18 protein-coding genes and 1 pseudogene are annotated in these 19,429 nt (G+C 70.3%); 5 read left to right on the top strand and 14 right to left on the bottom strand.

Annotated elements, in window-relative coordinates; translation table 11 throughout:
- Positions 1 to 5: 5 nt before the first annotated feature.
- Positions 6 to 422 (bottom strand): annotated as a pseudogene (locus tag C463_RS07895) (hypothetical protein); the annotation flags it as partial.
- A gap of 179 nt (positions 423 to 601) precedes the next feature.
- Here C463_RS07895 and C463_RS07890 point away from each other — a divergent pair.
- The gene (locus C463_RS07890) at positions 602 to 1,372 is read left to right on the top strand and encodes a VOC family protein (protein ID WP_008442601.1); all 771 of its coding nucleotides are present in this window, start codon (positions 602 to 604) and stop codon (positions 1,370 to 1,372) included.
- Between the two features lie 60 nt (positions 1,373 to 1,432).
- Here C463_RS07890 and C463_RS07885 read toward each other — a convergent pair whose 3' ends face one another.
- The 9 genes from C463_RS07885 to C463_RS07845 all read right to left on the bottom strand — a co-directional run bounded on the left by C463_RS07885 (position 1,433) and on the right by C463_RS07845 (position 9,099).
- Positions 1,433 to 4,144, bottom strand: a complete 2,712-nt coding sequence (locus C463_RS07885; RefSeq protein WP_008442595.1) for a hybrid sensor histidine kinase/response regulator — start codon at positions 4,142 to 4,144, stop codon at positions 1,433 to 1,435.
- Positions 4,145 to 4,263: 119 nt separating this feature from the next.
- A complete protein-coding gene (locus C463_RS07880) occupies positions 4,264 to 4,692 on the bottom strand; it encodes a Zn-ribbon domain-containing OB-fold protein (RefSeq protein ID WP_008442593.1) in 429 nt (142 codons plus the stop codon).
- Positions 4,689 to 5,855, bottom strand: coding sequence for a thiolase domain-containing protein (locus C463_RS07875; RefSeq protein WP_008442591.1), 1,167 nt, complete (start codon positions 5,853 to 5,855; stop codon positions 4,689 to 4,691). The genes C463_RS07880 and C463_RS07875 overlap by 4 nt, the downstream gene beginning before the upstream one ends.
- Before the next feature lie 115 nt (positions 5,856 to 5,970).
- Positions 5,971 to 6,723, bottom strand: coding sequence for a proteasome assembly chaperone family protein (locus C463_RS07870; protein ID WP_008442590.1), 753 nt, complete (start codon positions 6,721 to 6,723; stop codon positions 5,971 to 5,973).
- Between the two features lie 108 nt (positions 6,724 to 6,831).
- Positions 6,832 to 7,014, bottom strand: coding sequence for an RNA-protein complex protein Nop10 (locus tag C463_RS07865; protein ID WP_008442589.1), 183 nt, complete (start codon positions 7,012 to 7,014; stop codon positions 6,832 to 6,834).
- A gap of 32 nt (positions 7,015 to 7,046) precedes the next feature.
- Positions 7,047 to 7,847, bottom strand: a complete 801-nt coding sequence (locus tag C463_RS07860) for a translation initiation factor IF-2 subunit alpha (protein ID WP_008442588.1) — start codon at positions 7,845 to 7,847, stop codon at positions 7,047 to 7,049.
- Positions 7,848 to 7,865: 18 nt separating this feature from the next.
- Positions 7,866 to 8,039, bottom strand: coding sequence for a 30S ribosomal protein S27e (locus tag C463_RS07855; protein WP_004595868.1), 174 nt, complete (start codon positions 8,037 to 8,039; stop codon positions 7,866 to 7,868).
- 2 nt (positions 8,040 to 8,041) lie between these two features.
- Entirely contained in the window at positions 8,042 to 8,323 is a 282-nt protein-coding gene (locus C463_RS07850; RefSeq protein WP_004595867.1) for a 50S ribosomal protein L44e, read from the bottom strand.
- Positions 8,324 to 8,433: 110 nt separating this feature from the next.
- Positions 8,434 to 9,099 carry a cyclase family protein gene (locus C463_RS07845; RefSeq protein WP_049905678.1) on the bottom strand — a complete coding sequence of 222 codons (666 nt, stop codon included), beginning with the start codon at positions 9,097 to 9,099 and terminating at the stop codon, positions 8,434 to 8,436.
- Positions 9,100 to 9,265: 166 nt separating this feature from the next.
- Here C463_RS07845 and C463_RS07840 point away from each other — a divergent pair, with 166 nt between their 5' ends.
- A complete protein-coding gene (locus C463_RS07840) occupies positions 9,266 to 11,395 on the top strand; it encodes a S9 family peptidase (protein ID WP_008442586.1) in 2,130 nt (709 codons plus the stop codon).
- Between the two features lie 48 nt (positions 11,396 to 11,443).
- On the opposite strand, the gene mce is transcribed toward C463_RS07840, so the two are convergent.
- Positions 11,444 to 11,830, bottom strand: a complete 387-nt coding sequence (gene mce / locus C463_RS07835) for a methylmalonyl-CoA epimerase (RefSeq protein ID WP_008442583.1) — start codon at positions 11,828 to 11,830, stop codon at positions 11,444 to 11,446.
- Between the two features lie 112 nt (positions 11,831 to 11,942).
- Here mce and C463_RS07830 point away from each other — a divergent pair, with 112 nt between their 5' ends.
- On the top strand, positions 11,943 to 12,746 hold the full coding sequence (locus C463_RS07830; protein ID WP_049905676.1) for a formate/nitrite transporter family protein: 804 nt from the start codon (positions 11,943 to 11,945) through the stop codon (positions 12,744 to 12,746).
- 26 nt (positions 12,747 to 12,772) lie between these two features.
- On the opposite strand, the gene C463_RS07825 is transcribed toward C463_RS07830, so the two are convergent.
- Complete coding sequence (locus tag C463_RS07825; protein ID WP_008442575.1) at positions 12,773 to 14,536, bottom strand: acyl-CoA mutase large subunit family protein; 1,764 nt, start codon at positions 14,534 to 14,536, stop codon at positions 12,773 to 12,775.
- A gap of 129 nt (positions 14,537 to 14,665) precedes the next feature.
- Here C463_RS07825 and C463_RS07820 point away from each other — a divergent pair, with 129 nt between their 5' ends.
- Together C463_RS07820 and C463_RS07815 are read left to right on the top strand one after the other, a co-directional pair.
- A complete protein-coding gene (locus C463_RS07820) occupies positions 14,666 to 15,331 on the top strand; it encodes an O-methyltransferase (RefSeq protein ID WP_008442574.1) in 666 nt (221 codons plus the stop codon).
- A 46-nt stretch (positions 15,332 to 15,377) separates the two neighbouring features.
- Positions 15,378 to 18,017, top strand: coding sequence for a PAS domain S-box protein (locus tag C463_RS07815; RefSeq protein ID WP_008442573.1), 2,640 nt, complete (start codon positions 15,378 to 15,380; stop codon positions 18,015 to 18,017).
- A gap of 63 nt (positions 18,018 to 18,080) precedes the next feature.
- On the opposite strand, the gene C463_RS07810 is transcribed toward C463_RS07815, so the two are convergent.
- The gene (locus C463_RS07810; RefSeq protein ID WP_008442572.1) at positions 18,081 to 18,479 is read right to left on the bottom strand and encodes an OsmC family protein; all 399 of its coding nucleotides are present in this window, start codon (positions 18,477 to 18,479) and stop codon (positions 18,081 to 18,083) included.
- Between the two features lie 157 nt (positions 18,480 to 18,636).
- Positions 18,637 to 19,359 carry a metal-dependent hydrolase gene (locus tag C463_RS07805; RefSeq protein WP_008442571.1) on the bottom strand — a complete coding sequence of 241 codons (723 nt, stop codon included), beginning with the start codon at positions 19,357 to 19,359 and terminating at the stop codon, positions 18,637 to 18,639.
- Positions 19,360 to 19,429: the final 70 nt, after the last annotated feature.

Genomic DNA, 19,429 nt, shown 5'->3' with positions numbered 1-19,429 from the left:
GAGCGGTCGACCGGGACGCCGGCGAACGCGAGCGGCGCGGCGACGACGGCGACCGCCCAGGCGAGCGCGACGGCCAGTCCGTAGCTCACCGCGGCGGCGACCGTCAGCTGATCGCCGTAGCGGAACGCGATCCGCGCCCGCAACGGCGTCGAGCCGGCGTCCCCCTCGGCGTCGGCGACGTGGTCCGCGGCGTACACCGCGAACGCGACCAATCCCACCGCGACCGGCGCGGTCGAGAGCGGAACGCCGAGCGCGACCGTCACGACCGTCACTTCGACGGCCGCCACCAGGGCCGTGAACGGCGCGCCCGCGGCGAAGGCGGCGAGCTGCCGGAGCGTCCCCGGGTCGGGGGGTGTTGCCTGCGAGCGATACTCCGCTGTCGTGCCGTCTGGCGTCGACGGCCTCGTCGGTTCGTTTGCCATTGGAGCGTTCGCCACCCGAAGACGGCGAACGTCCGACATGGGGGATCGAAACGTATCTATCCACTCCGCGCGGCGTTAATAAAACGCGAATCATCTCGGTATCAGGCCGCCCGATCCGGCGCCGCGCGGCGGGTTCGGGCTTCAGTACGCTTTTGACCCGAGCGGCCGATCACTCGCCTATGGACGGGACCTTCGACCACGTGATGATCCGCGTCGAGGACTTGGAGGAGAGCCTCGACTGGTACGAGACCCACCTGAACTACGAGGAGAAGGGCCGCTGGGAGGCGGACACGTTCACCAACGTCTTCCTCGGCCCCGAGGACGTTCACGAGGACGGCGCGCTCCTCGAACTCACGTACAACCACGACGACCGGAGCTACGAGACCGGCGACGCGTGGGGCCACATCGCGGTCCGCGTCCCCGAGGACGCGCTTCAGGAGTCGTACGACCAGCTGATGGCGGAGGGCGTCGACGACTACCGCGACCCCGAGTCCTGCGGGAACCGCTACGCGTTCGTGAAGGACCCCGACGGCCACGAAATCGAAATCGTCAAGCGCGACCACGGCGCGAAGTGGAGCATCGACCACACGATGATCCGCGTCGAGGACGCCGACGAGGCGCTCGGCTACTGGACCCGGAAGTTCGAGTACACGGAGCAGCCGAGCGGCCGCTGGGAGGCCGACTCGTTCTCGAACTACTTCGTGGCCCCCGAAGACGCCCCGGAGGAGGCGATGAAGCTCGAACTTACCTACAACTACGATGGCCGCGAGTACACGATGGGCGACGGCTGGGGCCACGTCGCGGTGCGCGTCGACGACCTCGACGACGCCTGGGACGCCCTCATGACCCGCGAGGCGCCCGACTACCGCGACCCCGCCTCCTGCGACCACAACTACGCGTTCACGAAAGATCAGGACGGCCACGAGGTCGAACTGGTTACGCGAGACTAATCGACCGGTCCGGACCGGACATCGCCTGCGGCCACCTTTTTCGCTCGGGCTCGACCGTGACTACTCCGCGGACTCGACCCCGGTGACTTCGAACCGCGCCCCGCCCGCCTCGCTCTCGACGGCGCGCACCGACCAGCCGTGCGCGTCGGCCACCTGTTCGACGATCCGCAGCCCGAACCCGGTCCCCGACTGCGAGGTGGAGTGGCCGGCGTCGAACACCTCCTCGCGCCGGTCCGGGTCGATCCCCGGCCCGTCGTCGGCCACGTAGAAGCCGTCCGGGAGCGTTCCGACCGTGACCGTCACGTCCTCGCCGCCGTGTTCGAGCGCGTTGCGGATCAAGTTCTCCAGCAGCTGTCTGAGCCGCCCCTCGTCCGCGCGGATCGTCCCCTCGGCCTCGCTGCGCAGCGTCGCGTCCCTCGTGTCGACGGTCCGCCAGCAGGATCCGACGACCCGTCTCAGGTCGACCGGCTCCGCGTCGGTCACGGGGGCGCCCTCGCGGGCGAGCGTGAGCAGGTCGTCGATCAGCGCGGTCATTCGGTCGTGCGCGCGCTCGACCGCCGCTAGGTGGTCGCTGTTGCACTCCTCGCGGGCCAGTTCGGTCCGGCCGCGAGCGACCTCCAGCGGGTTCCGGAGGTCGTGTGACACGACGCCGGCGAACTCCTCCAGCCGGTCGTTCTGCCGCTCCAACTCGGCGGTCCGTTCGGCGAGCCGGCGGGTGCGCGCCTCGGCCTGGAGCGCCGTCTCGGCTGCGGTCCCCAAGATCCCAGCGAGGTACTCGTCGACGCCGCCGAGCACCCCCGGCTCCGTCTCGCCGAACGATATGGTCCCGAACTCGCCGATCGGAACGATGAGCAGGCTGCGGAGCGCCGTGTCGGCGTCGAGCGCGTCGGTCGTCCGAATGTCGTCGAACTTCCGGAGCTCTCCCGCCTCGAACGCCGCCCAGTTGAGGCTCCCGCCGTCCGGCGTGAACGTTTCCCGCTCGGGCAACACCTCGGCCGCGGGATCGGAGACCGCGACCGGGACCAGCCCGCCGGCCGCCTCGTCGTAGAGCCGGACGGCGACGATCGAGAACTCCAAGACGTCGGTGGCCGCCTCGACCGCGCGCTCGGCGATGTCCTCCCGCGACTCCGCTCGGACGAGCGTCCGGGTCGCCCCGTGGAGCCGCTCGACGCGGCTCTCGCGCTCGATGCGGTCGAGCGCGGCTTCGAGGTGGCCGGAGAGGATCTCGGCCACGAGGACGTCGGTGTCGGTGAACTTGTGCGGCTCCGGCGAGGAGACGACGAACAGCCCGTGGTCGCCGATCGGGCGCAACACCAAGCTCTCCGCGGGCGAGGACTCGTCGAGCGGCTCGTACGTCGACAGTTCGTCGATGACCGCCGACTCCTCGCCGCGGAAGGCGTCCCACGCGAGCGCCGCGCGCGAGCCCGGATCTCCGCCTCGGTCGTACGACGGCTGCTCCTCAAACATCGTCGGTACCGAATCGCCGAGCGCGGCCGGCTGGAGGCTGTCGCCGTCCTCCGAGAGCAGGTGGATCCCGCTCAGGCCGGCGTCGATCAGGTCGTCGACCGCCTCGACCGCCAGCTCGGCCGCCTCGTCGGTGGTCCGCGTGTAATTGAGCTCCCGCGTCCACTCCCGGAGGCTCGCGAGCGTCCGCTCGCGTTCCTTCCGCGCGGAGACGTCGCGCGTGGTGACGACGTACCCCTCGACTTCGTCCGTCTCGATCCGGTCGCTGCCGACGGATTCGAGCCAACGGTACTCGCCGCCGGCCGTCTCGAACCGGTACTCCGCGGTCGGCAGGTCCCCGCCGGGGTCGACCCTGCCGAACGCCGCTTTGACCGCCTCCCGGTCTTCGGGGTGGACGTACTCCAGCGACCGTTCGCCGAGCAGCTCCGACGGCTCGTACCCGGTCACGCGCTCGCAGGAGGGGCTCAGGTACCGGAACCGCCAGTCGTTCGACAACACCGCGACCACGTCGCTGGCGTGTTCGATGAACGCCCGGTGTCGCTCCCGCTCGCTTTCGTCGCGAATCACGCCCACGAACCGCCGCTTCCCGCCGACCTGATACTCGCCGTACGACAGGGAAACCGGGACTTCGCTGCCGTCGCGGTGGAGCGCGTCGAACCGAACGTTCGACCAATCGACGCCCCGCTCGCCCGTGTCGAGATACCCGTCGACCGCCTCAAGGTGGGGATCGCGGTGTCGCTCGGGCATCAACGTCGTCAGCGGTTCGCCCTCCAGCTCCGACGGTTCGTACCCGAACACAGACTCGACGGCCGGGTTCGCGAACCGGATCACGCTGTCGGCGTCGATCGAGATGATCGCGTCGGACGCCCCCTCCGCGACCGCGCGGAACTGTTCGACCGCCTGTTCGGCGTCCCGCTCGGCCCGCCGCTTCTCGACGGCCTCGACGACTCGGTTCGCCAGCCGCTCGTACCGCTCCGTGCCGCCGCGCTTCTGGAGGTAGTCGGTGACGCCGGCGGAGATCGCTTCGCTCGCGACCTCCTCGCTCCCCCGTCCGGTGAAGAGGATGAAGGGGAGATCCGGGTCGCGCTCGCGCACCTCGGCGAGGAACGCGAGCCCGTCGCGTCCGGGCATCTCGTAGTCGGAGACGACACACTCGACGTTACGGTCCGCCAAGACGTCGAGGCCGTCCGCAGCGTCAGGTGCCGTCTCGACCGCGATCCGATCCGCTTCCCGTTCCAGAAACGAGGCGGTGACCGCGCGGAGATCCGGGTCGTCGTCGACGAGGAGGACCGGAATGCGGTCGGACATGTATCCCGACTACCGACGACCCGAATATAACGGTTTTGGCGCTGACATTCCCATCATCGGGACGCTTCCGCAGACCGGATCCGTTTCGACTCGCCGAGGCGGTCGGTCGGCCGCCGCGCTCAGCTCTCGCCCGCGGGCCGGAAGACGACGAGGCGCTCGCCGTCGGTGACGCGCTCGCCGACGTCGACCGCGACCGCGTCGCCGATTTCGACAGCCGGCGCGTCGCCGTCCGCACCGCCGTCGCGGACGATCCCCGTCAGCCGCGTCGGGCCGAAGTCGACCACCGCGGTCGCGTACGGCGCGTCGTCCGCGAAGCGCGGCGACGGGACGTGGACGACGCTGTACGTCTCGACAGTTCCCATTTCGTCGAGGGGTTCCCGCGAGAGGTCCGTCGAGCCGCACTCGGCACACACCCGCCGCGGGGGGAGCGAACCGTGGCCGTCCGGGCAGACCAAGGCGAACCCCCCGCCGTCGGCGAACGCGTCGAGCCACTCGGCGTAGTCGCGGTCCGTCGCTGGGGAGGCATCCGCCGGGTCGGCGTCGCTCATTCCGCCACCTCCAGCACGTGGACGACGGCGCTGGCGACCGTGCCGCCCGCGTTGTGGGCGACGCCGACCTCGGCGTCCGGGACGCGGTCGCTGTTGGGGTGGTCGCCGCGGAGGAGGCGGGTCAGCTCCGCGATCTGCGAGCCGCCCGTCGCGCCGACCGGGTGCCCCTTCGCCTTCAGGCCGCCGGAGAGGTTCACCGGGAGGTCGCCGTCGGCGGTCGTGATCCCCTCGCGGGCCGCCGAGATACCCTCGCCCGGCTCGAACAGCCCGAGCGACTCCAGCGCCAGCACCTCGGCGATGGTGAAGCAGTCGTGGACCTCCGCGACGTCGACGTCGGCGGCCTCGACGCCGGCGTCGGCGTAGGCGGCGTCGGCCGCGTCGTCCGCGGCGGGCGTCCGCGCGAGGTGCTCGCGGTCGCCGAGCGCCATCCGGTCGGTCCCCTGTCCGGTTCCGGTCACCGCGACCGGCGCGTCGAGGTCGTGTTCGGCCGCGTACTCCTCGGAGACCAGCACGAGCGCGCTCGCGCCGTCGGTGATCGGACAGGCGTCGTAGAGGTGGAGCGGCTCCGCGACCGGCGGGGCGTCCATCGCCTCCGCGACGGAGACCTCCCTGTGGTACTGTGCGTACTCGTTCGGCATCGCGTTGGCGTGGTTCTTCGACGCGATGTGCGCGAGGTCCTCGCGGCTCCCGCCGTAGGCGTCGAAGTACGCGTTCGCCATCAGGGCGTACGCGCCCGGGAACGTCACGCCCGCCCGGACCTCGAACAGATCGTCGGCCGCGATGGCGAGCCCCTCAGTCACCTCGTCTGTCGGGAGGTTCGTCATGCGTTCCATGCCGCCCGCGAGGACCACGTCGGCGTCGCCCGCCGCCACCGTTCGGACCGCCTCGCGGACCGCGACGCCGGCCGACGCGCACGCCGACTCGTAGCGCGTCGCCGGACAGCGGACCCCGGCGGCCTCGGCCATCAGCGGCGCTTGGTGGCCCTGGTGCTCCGCGAGCGCGCCCATGAAGTTTCCGTAGTTCAGCTCCTTGACGTCGGCGCGAGACACGGCGGCGTCCTCGAACGCCCGGAGCGCGGCCTCCGCGAACAGGTCGCGGCCGGTCCGCTCCGGATGGCTGCCGAAGGGTGTGAGCCCGACACCGGCGACGCGTACCTCAGACATACAGGAACGATGATCGGGGATGCGGTTTAGCTCTGCCGAAAGCGGGGGTCCCGGTCGCCCGATCGAAGTGAGCCGTCACGGAGAGAACGAACCGAATCCGGCTGACGCGGACGCGTCAGCCGATGTACCGGAGGTCGTCGTCCGGCACGGCGGGCCCCTCCTGCATCTCGCGGATCTTGCCGACGACCTCTTCCATCTCCTCGGCGCGGTCCTCTAGGCTCTCGTAGTCGACGGACATGTCGAGGACGGCCTCCAGCGTCTCCAGCACGGCGCGCGCGCTCTTCGGGTCGACGAGGTAGCCGCTCGTCTCGCCCATCAGGCAGGCGGCGTCGAAGCCGCGGCGGCCGCCGAGACCGAGCACGAGCCCGGAGACGCCGACGATGCCGCCGGCCGGCTCGTCCGCGCGGAACTCCACGCCGGCGTCTTCGAGGTCGTCGACGAGGGCCCCGTCGGAGACCGCGCCGAGGACGGTGTACTCCTCGACGAGTTCACCGGTCGGGACGCCGCCCAGCGCGAACGCGCGCTCGGCGCCGAACTCCTCGGCCACGTCGAGGAACGTCGAGGTGAGCCGGTAGTGGCCCTCGTTCGACCCGGCCTGGTGGTCGCCCGTCAACACGAGCAGGTCGGCGCCGTCGGTCTCGACGGCGTGGAACTCGGCGCAGGTCAGCTCCGCGACCCCCTCGTCGTCGACGCTCACCTGCGGCGGGAACTCCGTGGCGTACACCCGCCGGACCAACTCCCCGTCGAACTCCTCCAACAGGTGTTCGGCCGCCAGTTTCCCCACGTGGCCGACGCCCGGCAACCCCTCGATCAACACCGGGTCGTCCAGCTCCGGCGTCGCGACCTCGTCGATCTCGATGTCCTCCATATCCCGTCCGTCCGGGCGGCGGTCACAAGAGCGTGGCTATTCCGGCGGCTCGCGTGGACGATCGGCACCCGACAACGACGCCACCGGCGCGGCCGGCAGGTCGGTACCTCACTCCGAGTCGCGCCGCCGCGCCCGACGGCGGTACTCGCCGTGGGGATCCTCCGGGCCGAACGGGGCCGGCGCGCTGTTCTCGGTGGGGCCGTCGCACGCCGGACAGCGGTCGCCGAGCGCGTACACCGGTCGGTCGTGAGCGGTCTCCCAGTTCGCACAGACGCGGATATCTGATTTCACGGTAAAAGGATCGCGGGTCGAACGGCTCGCGGTTACTCGTCGTCTTCGCGGCGCTCGCGGTGAAACTCGCCGACGCCGCCGGCGGCCTCGATCGACTCGCGGGCGCGCTCGGCGGCGGTTTCGAGCTGCGACTCCGCCGTCTTGTAGTCCGGCGCGCGGACCTTGATCCGGTACTCGGGCGAGCCGACGTAGCCGACGTCGAGTTCGACGCCGTCCGGGACCTCGCCGTTCCCCTCGGCGGCGGCGAGCGCGTCGCGCACGTCGTCGACGCCGTCCGGGGCCGCCGACTCGAGGTCGACGTATCCCGTCACGTCGACGTACGGGACGGAGACGTTGTCGCGGGCGGCGGTGACGACCGCGTCGGCGGTGTCGTCGTCGACGTCGACGTCGTCGAGCGCCTCGTCGCCGCTGATCGCGGCCGACTCGAAGGCGTCGTAGAGGCTCTCGTACTCCGCGAGGAGCGCGTTCGCGACCGCTGTGTAGCGGTCGTCGTCGACGTCCTCGCCGAGCGCGATGAGCATCCAGTTGTCGGCCTTCTGGGCGTTCTTCCAGTCCTGAATCGTCTCCTTGCGCTGGTGTTCGTTGACGTCTTTGATCGAGAGGTCGATCTGGTTCGACGACTTGTCGACCTCCAGCACCTTCGCGACGACCGTCTGTCCCTCGCGGACGTGGTCGCGGACGTTCTTGATCCAACCGGAGGCGACCTCGCTGATATGACAGAGGCCGCGCTTCTCCTCGTACTCGTCGAGGTCGACGAAGACGCCGAAGTCGGCGATCTCGTCGACGTCGCCGACCACCAACTCGCCGGGTTCGGGCCAGCCGCTGTACTTCATGACGGAACGGTGAGGCGGTTACCGCGCCTCAACGGTTTCGACGATTTCGCCGTGAAGCTCCGCCTCCCCGCCGGTCGGGGTCGCGAGGGTCGTGCCGCAGACCGCACACGACACCGTCGAGGAGGCCTTGCCGAAGACGACCTGTTCGTTCTCGCAGTCGCCGCAGGCGACGCGGTGGAAGTCTCCCGCCATGATTACTCTTGGAACGTGAGACGGCCGGCGCGCCATCCCTCGCGCATGTGGGCCTTCCCGCAGTCGCCGCAGCGGTACTTCAGGTGGGTCTTCTTGGTCGGCTTGTCGCCACCGGGCACCTTCGAGTACCCGCCGGCGTTGCCGATGGTCGCGAGCGCGCGGCGTCGCTGCCGCGCGTCGCGCTTCATTCCGGTCGCGCGACCCGATCGAACTTTCTCCACCTCGTGCTCGTGGTGGGAGTCACAGTGGGGACAGTACGTGTTGAAGCGGCGTGGCATTTCCATGGATATCGACCTTGAATCGCGGTTCGTCGCCGACGCTTAAAACGGGTTTGGTCTGGGGCGCCCGCGAGCCGGCACGCGCGGCGGTCCGCCGGCGGCTGCTCGTCGCCCCCTCAGTCTTCCCATTCGGCGACCGCGCGCACCGGCGAGCCGTCGGCGTCGCGGAGCCGGAGCGGGAAGGCGTACAGCCGGAAGCGATCGGGGAGGCCGTCGAGCCCGCGGAGGTTCTCGACGATCGGAAGCGAGTCGCTCAAGAGCGCGTCGTGGGCGGGGGTGCCGTCGGGTTCGTCAGCGGGGTGTTCGAGGGAGTCGGCCGCGGGCGTCGGATCCGGCCCGAAGGTGTCGAGGCCGACCCCGACGCCCGCCGCCCGGCAGCGCTCGGCGGCCGCCGCGGTGAGATACGGGTGGTCGCGGTATCGGTCGTCGCCCCAGTGGGACGCCCACCCGGTCCGGAGAACGAGGAGGTCGACACCGGGGTCGAGGTCGCTCGGCTCGGGCAGCGCGTCGGGCCCGATCGCTTCCCGCGGCTTCAGCGCTCGGAGATCCACGAGCCGTGCGTCGAACGCGAATCGGCCGACAGCACGGTCGTCGAGCGCCTCCCCGTCCGGGAGCGTGTGCCTCGGCGCGTCGACGTGCGTTCCCGCGTGGGTGCCGGTCCGGAGTTCGCTCGTCGCGTAGCCGTCGGCCTCGTGGGTCGCGTCGGGCGCGAGCGTCACGTCGGGGTCGCCCGGGTAGGTCGGCATCCCCGTCTCGATCGGTCGCGAGAGGTCGCGGAACACGACCGGCGGTCGGACCGCGGCGCGGTTAAGTCGGTCGCACGCCGCCACTGTGCGCGCGACACCAGCGGGTCGCACGTCGTCGCTGTGCGCGCGACACCAGCGGGTCGCACGCCGCCGAGGTTCCGCGGCCCGAACGTATTTGCTGCGCCCGCCGCTGGGTGCGTTCATGTCGGAACTGCCGCTCGACGCGTACTACGGCCTGACCCAGATCGGCGAGGTCGCCGTCTCCCCGACCGGCGACCGCGTCGCCTTCACCGCGACCGAGTACGACCAGGCCGCCGACGAGGCGGTCTCCTCGCTGTTCGTCGCCCCGACCGACGGCTCCCGCGAGCCGCACCGCCTGACGAGCGCGTCGGGCGCCTCCGCGCCGACGTGGGGGCCGGACGGCGACCGCCTCGCGTTCGTGGCCGCCCGCGACCGCGACGCCGAGAAGCGGGTCGGTTGGCGCGACCGCGACGACGAGAACGAGGAAGGCGACGACGAGGCAGCGGAGGACGCCGAGGGTGAAGAAGGGGACGAAGACGACGACGATCCCCTCGGAAACGGCGACGAGGAGCCCAAACCGCAGGTGTGGATCTTCGACCTCGCCCTGGGCGGCGACGCGCGGCAGGTCACCGAGCGCGACGAGGGGGTCGCCGGCTTCGACTGGTCGCCCGACGGGGACCGGCTGGTGATCGAGTCGCGCGACCCGACCGACGAGGAGTCGGCGTACCTCGACCAGGTGCGCGAGGAGGGAGGCCCCATCGAGACGACCCGGCTCCAGCACAAGGTGAACGGCGCGGGGTGGACCGACGACGTGACGCGGTACCTCTTCGTCGTCGAACTCGACGACCCCGAGAGCGATCCCCGGCGGCTCGACGACGCGTACGGCGGCGGCGCATTCGAGGACCTCGCCGGCATGGAGCCGACGTGGGGACCGGACGACCGGATCGCGTTCACGTCCTGCCGGCTCGACCGCCCCGACGACACCACCGTCCGCGACTGCTACGCCGTCCCGCCCGACGGCGGCGACGCGGAGCGGCTCACGGGCGGGGACCTCTCTCACGGCGCGCTCGCGTGGCACCCGGACGGCGACGGGATCGCGACGGTCGCCAGCGACCCGGACGACCCGCCCGCGCCGGCGGAGGTGTATCTGATCGGAACGGACTCCGACGACGACCCCGCCTCGCTCACCGCCGACCTCGACCGGACGGTCGCGCGCGGCGGGGAGATCGAGTGGGTCGACGGCGACATCTACACTCGGATCGCGGACGAGAGCCACACGCGGCTGGTCCGCGTCGAGACCGACGGTGCCGCCGAGCGCGTCTTCGAGGCGCAGGGCCGCGACCGCGCGATGGCCGGGTTCGACGTCGCCGACGACGGGTCGACCGCTGTGATGGTCCTCTCGGAGCCGGAGAGCGGGACCGATCTGTACGCGGTCGACGTCGCCGACCTCGACGCCAGCACCGAAGCCGACTCCCTCCGCCGACTCACCCGCGTCAACGAGTCGCTCGTCGACGAGTTCGCGATGCCGGCCGCCGAGCGCGTCGAGTGGGAGTCCGACGGCTGGACGCTCGACGGCGTGCTCTACCACGACCCCGACGTGGACCCCGCGGACGGCGACCACCCGCTCGTGGTGGCGATCCACGGCGGCCCGATGTCGTACGACGAGCCGGTGTTCTCCTTCGGACACGCCGCCCTGACGAGCCGGGGCTACCTCGTCTTCCGCCCGAACTACCGCGGCGGGACCTCGCGCGGCCGCGAGTTCACCGCCGAACTGACGGGAGAGTGGGGGACCGCCGAGGTCGACGACATCGCGGCGGGCGTCGAGTCGCTCGCGGACCGCGGCTGGGTCGACCCCGACCGCGTCTTCGGCCACGGGTTCTCGTACGGCGGCATCGCGCAGGGGTTCCTCGTCACGCAGGAGCCCGACCTGTTCACGGCGGCGGCGCCGGAACACGGGATCTACGACCTCCGGTCGGCGTTCGGCACGGACGACACCCACGTCTGGCTGGAGGCCGAGTTCGGCCTCCCGTGGGAGAACCCCGAGGCGTACGACTCGTCGACGGCGGTGTTGGACGCCGGGAACATCGAGACGCCGCTGCTCGTGATGGCCGGCGGCGAGGACTGGCGATGTCCGCCCTCGCAGTCGGAGCAGCTGTACGTCGCCGCCCGCAAGCAGGGTATCGACGCCGAACTGGTGGTCTACCCGGACGAACACCACAACATCGGCGACCCGGACCGCGCCATCCACCGGTTGGAGAAGATCCTCGGCTGGTACGAGACGCACGACCCGGCGGTCGAGGCCGAAGAGTAGACCGCGGCTGCGGCCTCGCCGAGGCGTGATATCCGGCGGTGACGGTTTTCAGTGCTCGACGAACTCGACGAGCACGCCGCCCGTCGACCGCGGGTGGCAGAACGCGACCTCGTGGCCCCACGCCCCGGGGCGCGGCTCCTCGTCGACGAGGTCGATGCCGAGGTCGCGCGCGTGGTCGAGCGCGGCCGGCAGGTCGTTGACCGCGAGCGCGACGTGGTGGACCCCGGGCCCCTCGCGGTCGAGGTACTCGGCGATCTGTCCCCCGCCGTCCGGTTGGAGCAGCTCGAAGTACCCGCCGCCGTCGAGTTCGAGGAAGACGATCCGCATGTCGTCGAACGTCTCCTCGTGGGCGACCGGTGCGTCGAGCAGGCCGCCGAACAGGTCGGCGAGGGCGGTGGCGTCGCGGGTGGCGACGCCGACGTGGTCGAAGCGCATGGGGTTCACTTCCGGCGGCGTCGACTTATAATGACCGAGCGGTTCCCGGTCGCCCTGCCCCTATCCCAAGGTTTGGGTACGTCCCGGCTGTACTCCTCGCCATCTCCCACCCGTGAGCGACTCACAGACAGACGGCTCGACGGAGCAGATGACCTCGCGGGGCATCCTCGACTCGCTGCTGGAGAGCGGACTCCACGAGATGAACCGCGAGCGGTCCGGACTCCTCCTCTCGGGGCTGTCCGCCGGGCTCGACATCGGGTTCGGGCCGCTGATGATGGCCGTCGTGTTGACCCTCTCTCCGGGGACCTACGGCGACCTCACCACGGAGCTCCTGTTGGCCTCCGTCTACTCCGTCGGCTTCATGTTCGTGATCGTAGGGCGATCTGAGCTGTTCACCGAACACACGACGCTGGCGGTCATCCCGGTGATCGATCGGCAGGCCTCGGTCCGCCAGCTCGGCCGGCTCTGGGGACTGGTGTACGTGGGGAACGTCGTCGGCGGGCTGCTGTTCACGCTGCTCGTGACGCTCCTGATGCCGGAACTCGGCGTCGTCGACCCGACCTCGTTCGAGACCATCGCCCTGAAGCTCGTCGACCACGACCTCCCGTGGCTGTTCGTCGGCGGCGTCTTCGCCGGGTGGCTCATGGGGCTGCTTGCGTGGCTCGTCGCGGCGGCGCAGGACACGACCGCGCGGATCCTCCTCGTGTTGATCGTTACCGGCACGATCGGCCTCCTCCACCTCCCACACTCGATCGCGGGCAACGTCGAGGTCCTGTTCGGGCTGATCGTCTCCTCGGCGATCTCTCCGATGGACTACGTCGCGTTCCTCGCGCTGGCGACGGTCGGGAACGCCTTCGGCGGCGCGGTGTTCGTCGCGCTCCTGAAGTACGGCCACGTCGTCCGGGGCGCGAACTGAGCGCCGCGAGCGACCGTCTCCCCGACCTACTGTCCGGGCTTGTACTCCCCGAATTCGTCGCGGAGGACGTCCGATACCTCTTGGACCGTCGCGTACGCCTTCACCGCGTCGACGATGTGGGGCATCACGTTCTCGGTCCCCTGCGCGGCCTCGCGCAGTCCGGCGAGCGCGTCGTCGACCGCGTCGTCGTCGCGGTCGGCCTTCACCTCGTTCAGCCGGTCGCGCTGGTTCTGCTCCTGATCGGGGTCGACCTCCTCCAAGTCCATCTCCGGCTCCTCGTCCACCTCGAACTCGTTGACGCCGACGATGATCCGCTCGCCCTCCTCGATCTCTCGCTGGCGCTCGAAGGCGACGTCCTGGATCTGGCGCTGGACCCAGCCGCTCTCGACGGCCTCCAACATCCCGCCGCGGCGGTCGACCTCCTCGATGATCTCGAACGCCTCCTCCTCGATCCCGTCGGTGAGGTCCTCGACGTAGTACGAGCCCGCAAGCGGGTCGATCGTGTCGGCCGCGCCCGACTCGTGGGCGAGGATCTGCTGGGNCCCGTCGGTGAGGTCCTCGACGTAGTACGAGCCCGCAAGCGGGTCGATCGTGTCGGCCGCGCCCGACTCGTGGGCGAGGATCTGCTGGGTGCGCAGCGCGGTGCGGACGGACTTCTCGGTCGGCAGCGCGAGCGCCTCGTCTTTCCCGTTGGTGTGGAGGCTCTGGGTACCGCCGAGGACCGCCGCGAGCGCCTGATAGGAGACGCGGACGACGTTGTTCTCGATCTGCTGGGCGGTGAGCGTCGAGCCCCCGGTCTGGGTGTGGAACTTCAGCTGCTTCGACTTGGGGTTCTGGGCGTCGAACCGCTCCTCCATGATCTGCGCCCACATCCGGCGGGCGGCGCGGAACTTCGCGGCCTCCTCGAAGATGTTGTTGTGGGCGTTGAAGAAGAACGAGAGCTGGGGCGCGAACTCGTCGACGTCGAGGCCCGCGTCGAGGGCGGCCTGAACGTACTCGATGCCGTCGCCGAGGGTGAAGGCGATCTCTTGGGCCGCGGTCGAGCCAGCCTCTCGGATGTGGTACCCGGAGATGGAGATGGTGTTGAACTTCGGCGTCTCCGCCGCGCAGAACTCGAAGATGTCCGTGATCAGCCGCATCGACTGCTTCGGCGGGTAGATGTAGAGGTTCCGCGCGATGTACTCTTTCATGACGTCGTTCTGGATCGTCCCCCGGAGCTGCTCCCGCGGGACGCCCTGCTTGTCGCCCATCGCGACGTACATCGCGAGGAGCACTCCGGCGGGGGCGTTGATCGTCATCGACGTGGACACCTCGTCGAGCGGGATCCCGTCGAACACCGTCTCGAAGTCGTCGAGGGTGTCGATGGCGACGCCGGAGCGACCGACCTCTCCCTCGGCCATCGCGGCGTCGGAGTCGTACCCCATCTGCGTCGGGAGGTCGAACGCCATCGACAGCCCCGACGAGCCCTCGTCGATGAGGTAGCGGAACCGCTCGTTCGTCTCCGCGGCGGTGCCCATCCCGGCGTACTGGCGCATCGTCCACAGCCGCCCCCGGTGCATCGTCGAGTAGACGCCGCGCGTGTACGGCTCCTCGCCCGGGTAGCCGAGGTCCTCGCGGTAGTCCACCTCGACGTCGGCGGGGGTGTAGAGGGGGTCGACCTCCTGCCCGCCGGTGTCGGTGGTGAACGTCTCCTCGCGCTCGCCGAACCGGTCGACCGTCTCGCCGTAGGTGCCCGCCTCCCACGACTCCTTGGCCTCCCGGATCTCGGCGAGTTCGTCAGGGTCGTACATTATCGAATCGGTCGCCCGAACGGGACTTAACAGTTTTCAGGGGCGGGCGGACGCGGCCCGCGCGGCCGTCGGCGCGACGGCGTCGCGCCCGCCGACCCGATTTAAGTATCACGCGTTCAACACGGCCGTATGGACGTGCTCACAGACCCCGCGCGTCGGTTCCTGGCCGCGACGGCACCGGAGCACACGGCGGTCCAAGCCGAGATGGCCGACCTCGCCGACGAGTGGGGGTTCCCGATCATCGGGCCCGAGGCGGGCGCGGTCCTCCGGCTGCTCGCCCGGCTGACGGACGCGGACCGCGTCTTCGAGTTCGGCTCCGGCTTCGGCTACTCCGCGACGTGGTTCCTCCGCGGCGGCGCCGGGAGCGTGGTCTGTACCGAGTTCGACGCCGAGGAAGCCGAGCGCGGCGTCGCGTTCGCCGCGGACCACGGCTACGCCGACAGCGTCACCTTCGAGGTCGGCGACGCGATGGAGACGATCGACCGCTACGACGGCCCCTTCGACGTGGTCCTTATCGACCACCAGAAGGGGCGCTACGCCGACGCCTACCGGACCGTCCTGCCGAAGGTCCGGTCCGGGGGCGTGATCGTCGCCGACAACATCGCCCGCGGCCCCATCGACTTCGAGACCCTCGTCGCGCACTTCGAGGCGGGCGAACCGCTTCCGGACGAGGCGGTGGACGCGGAGACGCGCGGCATCGGCGAGTACGTGGGAACGGTCCGCTCCGACGACGCCGTGGAGACGGCGATTCTCCCCGTCGGCTCCGGAATCGCCGTTTCAACGGTCGTTCGGTAAAACCGAACGAAACGGTTATCATGTCGGATAGGAAACACCAGATCAGATGAGCGGAGAGACCGACGCCGAGGGGTCGACTGGCGGGCGAGAGCGCTCGCTCGTCAGCGTTCTCGTCGTCGACGGCGAGTCGGGGTTCGCGGACGCGGCGGCCTCGCGGTTGGAGTCGCGCGACGACCGGATCGAGGCGACACCGGTCGAGAGCGCGGCGGCGCTGGACGCGCTGTCCGCGTCGTCGTACGACTGCGTCGTCTCGGCGTACGACCTGTCCGGATCCGACGGGGTCGAACTGCTCGAAACCGTCCGTGAGCGGCACGGCGACGTCCCGTTCGTGCTGTTCACCGCTTCGGGGTCCGAAGCCGTCGCCAGCGAGGCGATCTCCGCCGGCGTCGACGAGTATCTCCGCAGGGGCGAGACGTCCGACCAGTACGCGCGGCTCGCGGACGCCGTCGACGACGTGGTCTCCAGCCCCGGAGACGGGCGTCGGGCCGAAGAACACTTGGAGCGAGTCTCCGACGCGTACTGCGAGGTCGACGCCGACTGGCGGGTGACGTACCTCAACGACCGGGCGGTCGAGGTGATCGACCTCGACGCGGAGGACCTGCTCGGGGAACGGATCTGGGACCTGTTCCCCGGGACGTCCGGTTCCGACGGGGAGCGGGCCCTCCGCGAGGCCGCCGAGACCGGCGACCCGGTGCGCTTCGAAGAACACGTCGACCGGCTCGGTGCCGACCTCGTCGTGAACGCCTACCCCACGCCCGACGGGGTCGCGCTGTACTTCCGGGACGTGACGGAGAAGCGGGAGCAGGAGCGCGAGCTCCGCGAGCTCTCCGAGCGGCTCCAGCTGGCCGTCGAGGGGGCCGACGTCGGCGTCTGGGACTGGAACGTCCGGACGGACGAGGTGCGGTTCGACGAGCAGTGGGCGGAGATGATCGGGCACAGCGCCGACGATCTCGCGTTCGACCTGTCGACGTGGGAGGACCGCGTTCACCCGCACGACATCGGAGACGCCTGGAGCGCCATCGAGGCGCACTTCGCCGGCGAGATAGACCTCTACCAGTGCGACTACCGAATGCGGACGGAGACGGACGACTGGCGGTGGATCCGCGACCGCGGTCGCGTCGTTGAGTGGGACGAGGACGGCGATCCGTGCCGCGCCGTCGGGATCCACATCGACATCACCGAAGAGAAGTCCCGCGAGCGGGAGCTCGAACGGTACCGCCGCGTTGTCGACGAGCTGCCCGAGTCGGTCTGTATCTACGACGCGGACGGTCGAATCGCGCTCGCCAACGACCACACCGGAGACGTGCTTGAGTCCGACCCGGAGGCGCTCGTCGACCGTGAGAGCCGCCTCGTCGACCGTATCAGGGCGACTGGCGACGGGGACCGCTTCGCTGCGCTCGTCGACGGCGAGCGCGACTCGATGGCCGGGACGGTCGAAGTCGAACTGCCGCGAGAGCCCGCGGCCATCGTGGACTACGGCCTGACGCGGCTCGTCATCGACGGGGAGTTCGACGGGGTACTCGGCATCTCCCGCGACGTGACCGACGAGCGCCGTCGCCAGCGGCGCCTTGAGCGCACCTCGGCGCGGCTGGAGGCGCTGTTCGAGCGCTCTCCGGACATGATCGACATCCACGACGAGGCGGGGGCGATCGTCGACGCCAACCGGGCGATGACGGAGGAGCTCGGGTACGACCGCGAGGAGATCGTCGGCATGGACGTCTGGGATGTCGATCAGGAGCTCAGCCCGGAGGAGGGCAGACGGCTCTGGGACGGGCTGGACATGGACGAGACGGTCCGCCTAGAGACGACGTTCGTCCGCGCGGACGGCTCGACGTTCCCCGTCGAGGTCCACGTCCGGCGGATCGACGTCCAGGGCGAGGACAGATTCCTCGCGAGCAGCCGCGACATCTCGGAGCGCAAGGCGTACGAGCGCCGCATCGAACGGGAGAACGAGCGGCTCGACGAGTTCGCGAGCATCGTCTCGCACGACCTCCGGAACCCGCTCAACGTCCTCTCCGGCTACCTCCGGCTCGCCCGCGAGACGGGTGCCGACTCCTACTTCGACCGCTGCGAGCGCGCGCTCGACGAGATGGAGCGGCTGATCGAGGACGTGTTGACGCTCGCCAAGCAGGGCGAGGCCGTCGGGTCGTTCGAGCCCGTCCACCTCGGTGACTTGGCCGCCCGCTACAGCGACGACGCGTTCGGGTCGGCCGACGACGAGGACCCGTTCGGCGGCGACTCGGGCGGCGCCGAGACGGACGCCGCGCCGATCGAAGTCGCGGTGGAGGCCGACGGCGAGATCTGTGCCGACCCCGGCCGGGTCCGGCAGCTACTCGGGAACCTGTTCCGGAACGCCGCCGAACACGGCGGCGAGCGCGTGGCCGTCGGCGACCTCCCGGACGGCTTCTACGTCGAGGACGACGGCCCCGGGATCGACCCCGACGAACGGGACCGTGTGTTCGAGAGCGGCTACACCACCTCCGAAACGGGTACCGGATTCGGACTCCCCATCGTCCAGCGCATCGCCGAGGCGCACGGCTGGACGGTCGACGTCACGGAGGGCGAACGCGGCGGCGCCCGGTTCGAGTTCACCGGCGTCGACCCACCGGATCCGGCCCCCGAGGAGGAAGCGGCGGCCGTCGAGGGGGCCGAACCGCCGGCCGAGGAGGCCGAGCCGCGGGACTAAGCCGGACGGGCGATAACGCGACCGAGCGCGAAAAAACGAGCTGTCGGCGGGGAGGGTCGGACCTCAGAACGCGCCGGGGTAGACGCTGACGTCGGCGTGGAGCCCCTCGCGGAGCGCGCTGTGGACGTGACAGATGCCCTCGGCGCGCTCGGCGATGTCGGCGGCGGTCTCGTCGTCGAGGTCGGCCTCAACGTGGACGTCGAAGGCGATCGATTCGAGGTCGTCGTCGTCATCGAGCTCGGCGCTCGCGTCGATCTGGATCGTGCCGAGGTCCTCCTCGCCGCGCTGGCTCCCGCCGACGCGGAGCGCCGGGAGGTAACAGGAGGCGTACGTCGCGACGAGCGCCGCGTTCGGGTTCGGCCCCGTCTCGTCGGTGGCGTCGATCTGGAGGTCGAACTCGCCGACCTGACTGGTGCTCGCGTACCCTTCCTCGGAAACCGTGGACGTCTCGATATCTGCCATAGTCAACCTCCGATTCGTCCTCCCGCCGCTAAAGGCTGCCGGCACGGAACGTCGCTGCCGGCGGGCGCGGCGGCTCGCCGCCGGTCCCCTCGGCGGGCTGTCGAGAACGCGTCGAAAAAGTGGAAATCACCGGCGTCGGTCGCCAGCGTCCGGCCCGTCAGTCCAGTGTGTACGTCTCGTCGCCGTCGAGGACGACCGGCTCCGCGGCGGCGCCGGCGGCCTTCACCTCGTTGACGAACTCCTGCGTCTCGATCTCGATCGGCCCGAACGAGTCGTAGTGCATCGGGAAGACGACGTCGGCGCCAACCCAATCGGCGGCGATCCCGGCGCCCGCGGGACCCATCGTGAAGTGGTCGCCGGCGGGCAGGGCGGCGGCGTCCGGTTCGAGGTACGGGGCGATCACGTCGACCATCTCGGACATCAGGCCCGTGTCGCCGGCGTGATAGAACGTGGTACAGTCGGGGTCCGACTCCTGTGTCGGCTTCTTGTCGCCGATGACGAAGCCGGTCGGCATCCCGCCGGCGTAGTCGGGGTCGTTCTCGATCCCGTTCGAGTGGTCCGCGCGGACCATCGTCACCCACGCGTCGCCGCACTCGACGGTGCCGCCGATGTTCATTCCACCGGCCGGGACGGTGTTCTCGAGGCCGAAGTTCTCCTGGACGTAGGCGGTCAGCTCCGGGGTGGCGACCACGGTCGCGTCGGGGAATTCGGCCGCGTCACCGATGTGGTCGGCGTGCCCGTGGGTCAGGAGGAGGTAGTCGGGGTCGAAGTCGGCGGGGTCGGCGTCGGTCTTCGGATTGTCGAAGAACGGGTCGATGAGCAGCTCCGTGTCCTCGACGACGACGTGCCACGTGGAGTGGCCGTGCCAGGTGAGTTCCATGGTTCGTTCCGCACGTCTCGGCGAACAGTAATAAAACTCGACGCCGCGGAAGCCGTCGCCCGTCGGCGAA

It is taken from the genome of Halorubrum californiense DSM 19288, assembly GCF_000336875.1.
GTDB classification, from domain to species: domain Archaea; phylum Halobacteriota; class Halobacteria; order Halobacteriales; family Haloferacaceae; genus Halorubrum; species Halorubrum californiense.
This window is presented reverse-complemented; position numbering and strand designations above follow the sequence as displayed.

Bases quoted from the DNA above. Each gene is read 5' to 3' on its own strand.
- C463_RS07890 (WP_008442601.1), top strand. From the start codon at position 602: ATGGACGGGACCTTCGACCACGTGATGATCCGCGTCGAGGACTTGGAG.
- C463_RS07885 (WP_008442595.1), bottom strand. From the start codon at position 4,144: ATGTCCGACCGCATTCCGGTCCTCCTCGTCGACGACGACCCGGATCTC.
- C463_RS07880 (WP_008442593.1), bottom strand. From the start codon at position 4,692: ATGAGCGACGCCGACCCGGCGGATGCCTCCCCAGCGACGGACCGCGAC.
- C463_RS07875 (WP_008442591.1), bottom strand. From the start codon at position 5,855: ATGTCTGAGGTACGCGTCGCCGGTGTCGGGCTCACACCCTTCGGCAGC.
- C463_RS07870 (WP_008442590.1), bottom strand. From the start codon at position 6,723: ATGGAGGACATCGAGATCGACGAGGTCGCGACGCCGGAGCTGGACGAC.
- C463_RS07860 (WP_008442588.1), bottom strand. From the start codon at position 7,847: ATGAAGTACAGCGGCTGGCCCGAACCCGGCGAGTTGGTGGTCGGCGAC.
- C463_RS07855 (WP_004595868.1), bottom strand. From the start codon at position 8,039: ATGGCGGGAGACTTCCACCGCGTCGCCTGCGGCGACTGCGAGAACGAA.
- C463_RS07850 (WP_004595867.1), bottom strand. From the start codon at position 8,323: ATGGAAATGCCACGCCGCTTCAACACGTACTGTCCCCACTGTGACTCC.
- C463_RS07840 (WP_008442586.1), top strand. From the start codon at position 9,266: ATGTCGGAACTGCCGCTCGACGCGTACTACGGCCTGACCCAGATCGGC.
- mce (WP_008442583.1), bottom strand. From the start codon at position 11,830: ATGCGCTTCGACCACGTCGGCGTCGCCACCCGCGACGCCACCGCCCTC.
- C463_RS07820 (WP_008442574.1), top strand. From the start codon at position 14,666: ATGGACGTGCTCACAGACCCCGCGCGTCGGTTCCTGGCCGCGACGGCA.
- C463_RS07815 (WP_008442573.1), top strand. From the start codon at position 15,378: ATGAGCGGAGAGACCGACGCCGAGGGGTCGACTGGCGGGCGAGAGCGC.
- C463_RS07810 (WP_008442572.1), bottom strand. From the start codon at position 18,479: ATGGCAGATATCGAGACGTCCACGGTTTCCGAGGAAGGGTACGCGAGC.
- C463_RS07805 (WP_008442571.1), bottom strand. From the start codon at position 19,359: ATGGAACTCACCTGGCACGGCCACTCCACGTGGCACGTCGTCGTCGAG.